General features: G+C 70.4%; 12 protein-coding genes. All 12 read left to right on the top strand.

Annotated elements, in window-relative coordinates; genetic code table 11:
- The coding region (gene mltG, locus G3N18_RS11190; protein WP_196384340.1) for an endolytic transglycosylase MltG at positions 1–1,252 on the top strand (1,252 nt) is incomplete at its 5' end.
- A 3-nt stretch (positions 1,253–1,255) separates the two neighbouring features.
- Positions 1,256–2,104 (top strand): shikimate dehydrogenase, encoded by an 849-nt coding sequence (locus G3N18_RS11185; RefSeq protein ID WP_196384339.1) that lies wholly within the window; start codon positions 1,256–1,258, stop codon positions 2,102–2,104.
- A gap of 4 nt (positions 2,105–2,108) precedes the next feature.
- Complete coding sequence (gene aroC, locus G3N18_RS11180; RefSeq protein ID WP_196384338.1) at positions 2,109–3,320, top strand: chorismate synthase; 1,212 nt, start codon at positions 2,109–2,111, stop codon at positions 3,318–3,320.
- Positions 3,317–3,853 carry a shikimate kinase gene (locus tag G3N18_RS11175; RefSeq protein ID WP_196384337.1) on the top strand — a complete coding sequence of 179 codons (537 nt, stop codon included), beginning with the start codon at positions 3,317–3,319 and terminating at the stop codon, positions 3,851–3,853. The genes aroC and G3N18_RS11175 overlap by 4 nt, the downstream gene beginning before the upstream one ends.
- Positions 3,850–4,971, top strand: a complete 1,122-nt coding sequence (aroB, locus tag G3N18_RS11170; protein WP_196384336.1) for a 3-dehydroquinate synthase — start codon at positions 3,850–3,852, stop codon at positions 4,969–4,971. Before G3N18_RS11175 ends, aroB begins: the two co-directional genes overlap by 4 nt.
- The gene (locus G3N18_RS11165; protein ID WP_196384335.1) at positions 4,968–5,516 is read left to right on the top strand and encodes a GNAT family N-acetyltransferase; all 549 of its coding nucleotides are present in this window, start codon (positions 4,968–4,970) and stop codon (positions 5,514–5,516) included. The genes aroB and G3N18_RS11165 overlap by 4 nt, the downstream gene beginning before the upstream one ends.
- A gap of 23 nt (positions 5,517–5,539) precedes the next feature.
- Entirely contained in the window at positions 5,540–5,998 is a 459-nt protein-coding gene (gene aroQ / locus G3N18_RS11160; protein WP_196384334.1) for a type II 3-dehydroquinate dehydratase, read from the top strand.
- 42 nt (positions 5,999–6,040) lie between these two features.
- Entirely contained in the window at positions 6,041–6,271 is a 231-nt protein-coding gene (locus G3N18_RS11155; protein WP_196384333.1) for a hypothetical protein, read from the top strand.
- A 61-nt stretch (positions 6,272–6,332) separates the two neighbouring features.
- Entirely contained in the window at positions 6,333–7,010 is a 678-nt protein-coding gene (locus G3N18_RS11150) for a TetR/AcrR family transcriptional regulator (RefSeq protein ID WP_206693169.1), read from the top strand.
- The gene (locus G3N18_RS11145) at positions 7,003–7,854 is read left to right on the top strand and encodes a 3-hydroxyacyl-CoA dehydrogenase (protein ID WP_196384332.1); all 852 of its coding nucleotides are present in this window, start codon (positions 7,003–7,005) and stop codon (positions 7,852–7,854) included. Before G3N18_RS11150 ends, G3N18_RS11145 begins: the two co-directional genes overlap by 8 nt.
- Before the next feature lie 97 nt (positions 7,855–7,951).
- The gene (gene efp, locus G3N18_RS11140) at positions 7,952–8,512 is read left to right on the top strand and encodes an elongation factor P (RefSeq protein ID WP_196384331.1); all 561 of its coding nucleotides are present in this window, start codon (positions 7,952–7,954) and stop codon (positions 8,510–8,512) included.
- A gap of 18 nt (positions 8,513–8,530) precedes the next feature.
- On the top strand, positions 8,531–8,941 hold the full coding sequence (gene nusB / locus G3N18_RS11135) for a transcription antitermination factor NusB (protein ID WP_196384330.1): 411 nt from the start codon (positions 8,531–8,533) through the stop codon (positions 8,939–8,941).
- Positions 8,942–8,958: the final 17 nt, after the last annotated feature.

Here is an 8,958-nt window from a genome sequence, read left to right as displayed (position 1 = left end):
CGCCGGCGCCGCACCCGCCGGTCGAACGGCGCCCGCCCCCGAGAAGGCCGTCGACGCGGCGGCCCCGGCCTCGGGTGCCGCCCGGACCCCGCAGACCCTCGACGCGCTGTTCGATTCCTCGCACGATGACGACGCGCACGCCCGCGCCGCGCGACACCACCGCGACCGTCGAAAGGGGCGCATCGCCGGCTGGGTGATCTTCGGCGTCGTGCTGGCGCTCCTCGGCGGCATCGTCGGCGGCGGTTTCGCGGTGTGGAACACCTACGAATCGCAGATCCGCTCGTTCATGGGCTGGGAAGAGCCGAAGGACTACGACGCGGGCCTCGCCGAAGGTCAGGCGCAGGTCACGATCGTCTCGGGCGACACGGGATCGTCGATCTCGCAGACGCTGTACGACGCGGGCGTCACGAAGACCCCCGACGCGTTCTACGACTACCTGATCTCGGCGGGAAAGAACCCGACCTTCCAGCCCGGGGTATACAACCTGCAGCAGAAGATGGCCTCGGCCGCCGCACTCGAGGCGCTGCTCGACCCCGCGAACAAGGCCGACAACTCGGTGCTCATCACCGAGGGAATGGGCATGAAGGGCGCCGTTTCGGCGATCTCGGCCGGCACGGGTCTCGCCGAAGACGAGATCACCGCGGCCATGGCCGACTACACGCAGTACGGCGTGCCCGCCGAGGCGCCCAGTATCGAGGGTTATCTCTTCCCGGCGACGTACACGTTCGATCCCGGAGTCTCGGCGCACGACGTGATCCAGCGGATGGTCGACGAGACCTTCTCGCGCCTCGACGCGCTCGGGGTCGCCCCGGCCGACCGGTTCCACATCCTCACCCTCGCCGGCCTCGTGCAGAAGGAATCGGGTCCGAGCGAAGAAGACATGCGCAAGATCGCGCGCGTTTTCCTCAACCGGGTCGCCGCCGACATGCCGATGCAGTCCGATGCCACGGTCGCCTATGGCGCCGGCATCACCGGAACGGTCTGGACGACCGATGAGGAACGTGCCGACGCCTCGAACCCGTACAACACGTACGTGCACCTCGGTCTGCCGCCGGGCCCCATCTCGAACCCGGGCGAAGCAGCCATCAAGGCCGCCATCAGCCCCGCCGACGGCACCTGGCTGTACTTCGTCGCGGTGAACCTCGAGACCGGCGAGACGATCTTCTCCGACACGTACGAGGAGCACGAGGTCGCCGTCAAGCAGATGCAGGACTGGTGCGCCGTGCCCGCCAACGCCTCGTACTGCGAGTGACGCGTGGGTGACGCGCCCGCGGAGCGCCTCGCGTTCGAGGTGTGGGGCGACCCGATCGAGCACAGCCTGTCGCCGCGCATCCACCGCGCCGCGTACGCGCGGCTCGGCTGGGACTGGTCGTACGGCCGGCGGCGCGTGGACGGTGAGTCTTTCACCGCCGAGCTCGGTGATCTCGACGATCGCGCGCGGGGACTGTCGCTCACGTTTCCGCTCAAGACCGCGGCTTTCGCCGCGGCCACGACCCGCGACCGCACCGCCGAGCTCACCGGCGCCGTGAACACGCTCGTGCGCTCGGACGGCGCGCTGCACGGCTACAACACCGACGTCGGCGGCCTCGTCGCCGACATCGGTGCGCACGGCTTCGCGCACCTCGACAGCGCACGCATCGTCGGCGCGGGCGCGACGGCGACCTCGGCGCTCGTCGCCCTCGGTGATCTCGGCGCGGAGCGTGTCGAGGTCGTGGCGCGCCGGCCCGCGGCGGCCGCAGGCCTCGTCGACCTCGGCGAGCGGCTCGGCATCGCGGTGACCGTCGCGGCGCCCGGGGCGGTGGCCTCGGCATCCGTGCCCCTCACCGTGTCGACCCTGCCGGGCGGCGCCGCGCTGCCCGACCGCGATGCAGCGATCCTCGCCGAGCGGGGCGGACTGCTGTACGACGTCGTCTACGGCGGATGGCCCACCCCGCTCGCCCTCGCGTGGCAGGCCTCGGGTGCGTCGGCGGTCAACGGCCTCGGCATGCTCGTGCAGCAGGCGGTGCGGCAGATCCGCGCGTTCGCCACCGGTGACGCGGACACGCCGCTCCCCGATGAAGACGCGGTCGTGGACGTCATGCGCTCTGCGCTCATGGGAGACTAGACGGATGCTCCGCGTGCTCACGGCCGGCGAATCGCACGGCCCCGAACTCGTCGCCTTCATGGAGGGTCTGCCTGCCGGCGTGCCCATTTCGCGTGCCGCGATCCAGCAAGACCTCGCCCGCCGCAAGCTCGGCTACGGCCGCGGGTCGCGGATGAAGTTCGAAGAAGACGAACTGACGATCTCGGCCGGCGTCCGGCACGGGTTCTCGATCGGCAGCCCCATCGCGCTGCGCGTCGGCAACACCGAATGGCCGAAGTGGACCGAGGTGATGAGCGCCGAACCGGTCGAACTCACCGAGATGTCGCGCGGCCGCGGCGCCGCGCTCACGCGCCCGCGCCCGGGCCACGCCGACCTCGTCGGCATGCAGAAGTACGGCTTCGACGAGGCGCGGCCGATCCTCGAGCGCGCGAGCGCCCGCGAGACGGCGGCGCGGGTCGCGCTCGGCGCGATCGCCCGGTCGTTCCTCAGTGAGCTCGGCGTCCGGCTCGTCAGCCACACGCTGTCGATCGGTCCCGTGCGCGTTCCCGACGGTGCGCCGCTGCCGACCCCCGACGACGTCGATGCGCTGGATGCCGATCCGCTGCGCTGCTTCGACGCCGAGACCTCCGCGGCGATGGTGACCGAGGTCGACGCCGCCAAGAAGGACGGCGACACCCTCGGCGGCATCGTCGAGGTGCTCGCCTACGGTGTGCCGCCGGGGCTCGGATCGCACGTGCAGTGGGACCGCCGGCTCGACGGCCGCCTCGCGCAGGCGCTCATGTCGATCCAGGCGATCAAGGGCGTCGAGGTGGGTGACGGCTTCGAGACCACCCGCCGTCGTGGCTCGGCCGCCCACGACGAGCTTTTCGCGGCGAGCGAGGGCATCACCCGCGCTTCGGATCGCGCCGGCGGCACCGAGGGCGGCATGTCCACGGGCACCGTGCTGCGCGTCCGCGCCGGCATGAAGCCGATCGCGACCGTGCCGCACGCGCTGCGAACGATCGACGTCGCCACGGGCGACGCCGCGACCGCGCACCACCAGCGCTCCGACGTGTGCGCCGTGCCGGCCGCGGGCGTCGTGGCCGAGGCGATGGTCGCGATCGTGCTCGCCGAGGCCGTGCTCGAGAAGTTCGGCGGCGACGCCCTCGCAGAGACGCGCCGCAACCTCGAGAGTTACCTGGCAGCGATTCCCGAGGGCCTGCACACGGCGCCGGGCAGCGACGCCGCGCTGGCATGAGCGCGCGGGCGATCGTGCTGATCGGTCCGATGGGGGCCGGTAAGACGAGCGTCGGGCGCCGCGTCGCGCGCGCACTGGAAGTCCCGTTCGCCGACACCGACAAACTCGTCGTGCGCGATCACGGGCCGATCCCCGAGCTGTTCGCCCGCCACGGCGAGGGCTACTTCCGCGCGCTCGAACGCGACGCGGTGGCCGAAGCGCTCGAGCGCGGCGGCGTGGTGGCACTCGGTGGCGGTGCCGTGCTCGACGCCGGCACGCGCGATCGGCTGCGCGCGCATCGCGTCGTGCTGCTCACCGTGGCGCCGCACGTCGTCGGCTCGCGCCTCGGCGGGGGAGACCGCCCGCTCCTCGCGGGCGAAGACCCCGTGCAGCGGTGGAACCGCATCTACGACGAGCGCCGCCCCGTCTACGAAGAGGTCGCCGACCTCGCCCTCGACACCTCGACCGGCCCGATGGCCGACGTCGTCGACCGGATCGTCGCCTGGGTGCGCGCCGACGAGCCCGCCCCGGCATCCATGGAAGAGACCTCATGACCTCGCAGCCACCCGCACCCGCCTCCGACTCCGCCCCCGGAGAGGCGACGGTCATCACCGTCGGCGGCGAGCAGCCCTACGACATCACGATCGGGCGAGACATCCTCCCGCTCGTCGCCGCGGCGCTGCCCGCGGCATCCACCAAAGTCCTCGTCGTGCACCCGCCCACGCTCGCCGCGAAGGCGACCGAACTTCGGACGCTCCTGCAAGAGGCGAGCGGGCGCCAGGTGCTGCTCGCCGAGATCCCCGATGCCGAGACCGGCAAGCGCGTCGAGGTCGCCGCCTTCTGCTGGCAGGTGATGGGGCAGGCCGACTTCACCCGCACCGACGCGGTCGTCGGCTTCGGCGGCGGTGCCGTCACCGACCTCGCCGGCTTCGTCGCGGCGACGTGGCTGCGCGGCGTCGCGGTCGTGCAGGTTCCCACGACGGTGCTCGGCATGGTGGATGCCGCGGTGGGCGGCAAGACCGGCATCAACACAAACGAGGGCAAGAACCTCGTCGGTGCGTTCTGGCCGCCGCGCGCCGTCATCTGCGACCTGAGCCTTCTCGACTCGCTGAGCCGCAACGAACGGGTCGCCGGCTTCGCCGAGGTCGTGAAGGCCGGGTTCATCTGGTACCCCGAGATCCTCGACCTGATCGAGGCCGACCCCGAGGCGGCGGTCGATCCGCAGACCCCGGCTTTCCGCCGGTGCATCGAGCTCGCGATCCAGATGAAGGCGCGGGTCGTGGGGGAGGACCTGCGCGAAGCGGGGCTTCGCGAGGTGCTGAACTACGGCCACACGCTCGGCCACGCCATCGAGCACGCCGAGCGCTACCAGTGGCGCCACGGCGCGGCGATCTCGGTCGGCATGATGTTCGCTGCCGAGCTGTCGCGGCTCGCCGGAAGACTGTCGGATGCCTCGGCCGCCCGTCATCGCGCCATCCTCGAGCTGCTCGGGCTTCCGACCAGCTATCGCGCCGGGGCCTTCCGGCAACTGCTGGCGACGATGCAGCGCGACAAGAAGACCCGCGGCGGCATGCTGCGGTTCATCGTGCTCGACGACATCGCCAAGCCCACCGTGCTGCAGGCGCCCGACGAGTCGCTGCTGTTCGCGGCGTATCAAGAGATCGCCGAGTGAGCGCGGCGCCCGCAGCCGGGCCGTTCGTGCGGCGCGTGCGCGCCGACGAGGGGGAGCGGGTGCGGGAGCTGCGGCTGCAGGCGCTGCGCGATCGCGACGCCGCCATCGCCTTTCTCGACACCGCCGAGAACGCCGCACGGCACCCGGCCGCGTTCTGGGCAGACCGCGCCGGCGGTGCGTCGACGGGCACCGCGGCCGCGCAGTTCGTCGCCGAGGACGATGCCGGCCGGTGGGTGGGGACGGCGACCGTTCTTCGCCGTGCCGCGGGCGACGTCGATCATCTCGGGCGTTCGCTCGACGCGGATCGTTCCGATGTGGTGGGTGTCTACCTGACGCCCGAGGCGCGGGGTGCGGGCCTCATCGACGCGCTCCTGACGGCGTGTGCCGACTGGGCGAGAAGCCTCGGCGACGATGCCCTCTTCCTCGACGTGCACTCAGACAATGCCCGCGCCGAAGCGGCCTACGTGCGCAACGGGTTCGTTCGGACGGGACTCGAGATGACGGGACCCATCGGCCCGGAGCGCGAGCTGCGCCGCCCGCTGTGAGAGTGCGGCGATAGGGTGCAGGAGTGACCACGCCTCGCCGCCTGCTGCTCGTCAACGGCCCGAATCTGAACCTGCTCGGCGTACGCGAACCCGCCGTCTACGGGCATGACACCCTCGCCGATGTCGAGCGGACGGTGCGGGATGCCGCGGCCGCACGCGGGTTCGAGGTGACGGCCGTGCAGAGCAACCACGAGGGTGTGCTGATCGATGCGATCCACGAGGCGCGCACGACCTGCGCGGGGATCGTCATCAACCCCGGTGGGCTCACGCATACTTCCGTGATCCTGCGCGACGCGCTGTCGGGGGTCGCTCTGCCGGTCGCCGAGGTGCACATCAGCAACATCGCCGAGCGCGAGGAGTTCCGTCACCACTCCTACGTCGCCGACGTGGCGGTCGTGCACGTCGTCGGCGAGGGAGTGGCCGGCTACGCGCGCGCGACGGCGCTGCTCATCGACGTCATCTCAGGACGCGCCGACGGCTGAGCGGCAGCACGATCCGCGCGCGACGTAAGGGGGTGCCCCCTCGTGCTCGAAGGCGTATACCGTCGCCGCCATGAACATTCGTCGAACCCCCGCGGCTTCGTCGCCTACTACTGCCCGAAGGGTGTGAGCCCGGCGACGCCCGTCACCACCGACGCCGGCGCCGCGGTGAACCTCGACAACACGGCGTACGAGCGCCTGTTCGCCACGCAGAACCCGCCCTACGTCGACACGTGGTACCGCGAGGCAGATCTACGCGCCGCTACCGCCCAGTGACGGATTCACCCGGTTCGGTCCAAACGGACTGAGTGCACTCATTAATGAGTATGATCAATATGTGAGTGAATCGATCTCGCGCCGCGAGCGCAACATGGCCGACAAGAGTCGGCGCATCTTGCTCGCCGCCGCGGAGCTGTTCGACGAACACGGCTACGCCGGTGTCACGACGCAGCAGATCGCCGACCGTGCCGACGTCGCCGCCGGCACTGTATTCCGCTACGCCGACAGCAAGGCCGAGCTGCTGCTCGCGGTGTTCAACGAGCGCCTCGCCGAGGCCGTCGACGCGGGTGCGCGTGCTGCGGCGACGGTCGGTGACCCCGTCGAGGCGGTCGCCGCTCTGTTGCGGCCCCTCCTGCACGCCGCGGCGCTGACGCCCCGAGACACCGCCCTCTACCAGCGCGAACTCTTGTTCGGCGACAGCGCGGCGGGGCGTTACCGGCGCGAGGGCCTGCGCGTGATCGACGACCTCGAGCGGCGTATCGCCGAGATCGTCGCGCCGAGGTCGGCCGCCGCATCGGCCCGGGTCGCGGCCCGCTCGATCTTCGCCGCCACACACATCTTCCTCGTGCAACCGAGCCTGGGGCTCGGTCGCGACGCCGCCGATCTCCGCGCGCAGATCGCGCAGATCGTCGCCGGCGCGCACGCCGAGGCTCATCCCGACGCGGCCACCCCGCCGCGCCCGCACGAGAGTGCATATGAAGGCGGTACCCCGCCAGAAGGAGATCACCATGAGTGACATCACCACCGTCGCCGTGCTGGGCACCGGCGTGCTCGGCTCGCAGATCGCGTTCCAGACCGCATACAGCGGCTTCGACGTGATCGCCTACGACATCAGCGACGAGGCTCTCGCCGCCGCGAAGGAGCGCTTTCAGCGTCTCGTCGCGACCTACAAGGCCGAGGTTCCCGGCGCCGCCCGCGGAAAGGCCGACGAGACCCTCGGTCGGCTGACGCTCACGACCGACCTCGCCGAAGCGGCTCAGGCCGACCTCATCATCGAGGCCGTTCCCGAGATCCTCGACGTCAAGCGCGAGACCTACGAGAAGCTCGCCCAGCTCGCTCCCGCAGAGACCATCTTCGCGACCAACTCCTCGACCCTGCTGCCGAGCGACCTGGTCGAGTGGACCGGTCGCCCGGAGCGCTTCTTGGCGCTGCACTTCGCGAACCGGGTGTGGAAGTTCAACACCGGCGAGGTCATGGGAACGCCCCAGACCGACCCCGCCGTGTTCGATCAGATCGTGCGGTTCGCGGGCGACATCGGCATGGTTCCCATCCCGATTCACAAGGAGAAGGCGGGCTACGTGCTCAACACCCTCCTCGTGCCGCTGCTGAACGCCGCCATGGGGCTCGCCGGCGGCGGCTACGCCGAGGTCGAAGACATCGACTGGACGTGGCGGATCGCCACCGGTGCGCCCATGGGCCCCTTCCAGATCCTCGACATGATCGGTCTGACCACGCCGTACAACATCCTCACCCACGGTCCTTCGGGCGACCCGAAGATCGCCGCGTGGCTCAAGGAGAACTACATCGACAAGGGCCTGCTGGGCGTCGCCACTGGCGAAGGCTTCTACAAGTACGCCTGATCGCTCGACCGGCAGACAGCGGCTGAGCGGGCGGCATCCCGTAGAATCGGGTGTCGGCCGCTCGGCCGCTTCTTCAACGAACGGACATTCCACACTCATGGCATCCACCGCAGACATCCGCAACGGCGTCGTCCTCTCGATCGACGGACAGCTCTGGAGCGTCGTGGAGTTCCAGCACGTCAAGCCCGGCAAGGGCGGCGCGTTCGTGCGCACCAAGCTGAAGAACGTGCTCACCGGCAAGGTCGTCGACCGCACGTTCAACGCCGGCGCGAAGGTCGAGATCGAGAACGTCGACCGCCGTGACTTCACCTACCTCTACAACGACGGCGACAGCTTCGTGTTCATGGACGTCGACAACTACGACCAGCTCTCGGTAGGCGCGGCGACCGTCGGCGACGCGGCGAACTTCCTGCTCGAGAACCAGCAGGTGCAGATCGCGCTGAACAACGAGAACCCGCTCTACGTCGAGCTTCCCGCCTCGGTTGTGCTCGAGATCACCTACACCGAGCCCGGCTTGCAGGGCGACCGCTCGTCGGCCGGCACCAAGCCCGCGACCGTCGAGACCGGCTACGAGATCCAGGTGCCGCTGTTCGTCGAACAGGGCACGAAGGTCAAGGTCGACACCCGCACGGGCGACTACCTCGGCCGCGTCAACTGACCTGCGGCGGCATCTCCCATGAGTGCCCGTTCCAAGGCGCGCAAGCGCGCCCTCGACATCCTCTACCAGTCCGACGTGCGCGGTGACGAGCTCGCGGTGACCCTCGCCGCCGAGGCCAAGCGGGCCGCGGCCGAGCCCGCCCGCGAAGCCTCCTGGCTGTACGCCCGCGAGATCGTCGACGGTGTCATCGACAGCGCCGACGAGATCGACGAGCAGATCGTCACGTACGCCCGCGACTGGAAGCTCGAGCGCATGCCCGCCGTCGACCGCGCGATCCTGCGGATCGGCGTGTGGGAGCTGCTGCACAACGACGAGGTACCTACCGCCGTCGCGATCGACGAGGCGGTGGAACTCGCCAAAGAGTTCTCGACCGACGATTCGGGCTCGTTCGTGCACGGCGTGCTCGCCCGCATCGCACGCGCGGGCTGAGACGCTCACCGCGTGAG

The organism is Microbacterium paulum (assembly GCF_015707995.1).
GTDB classification, from domain to species: Bacteria; Actinomycetota; Actinomycetes; order Actinomycetales; family Microbacteriaceae; genus Microbacterium; species Microbacterium paulum.
This window is presented reverse-complemented; position numbering and strand designations above follow the sequence as displayed.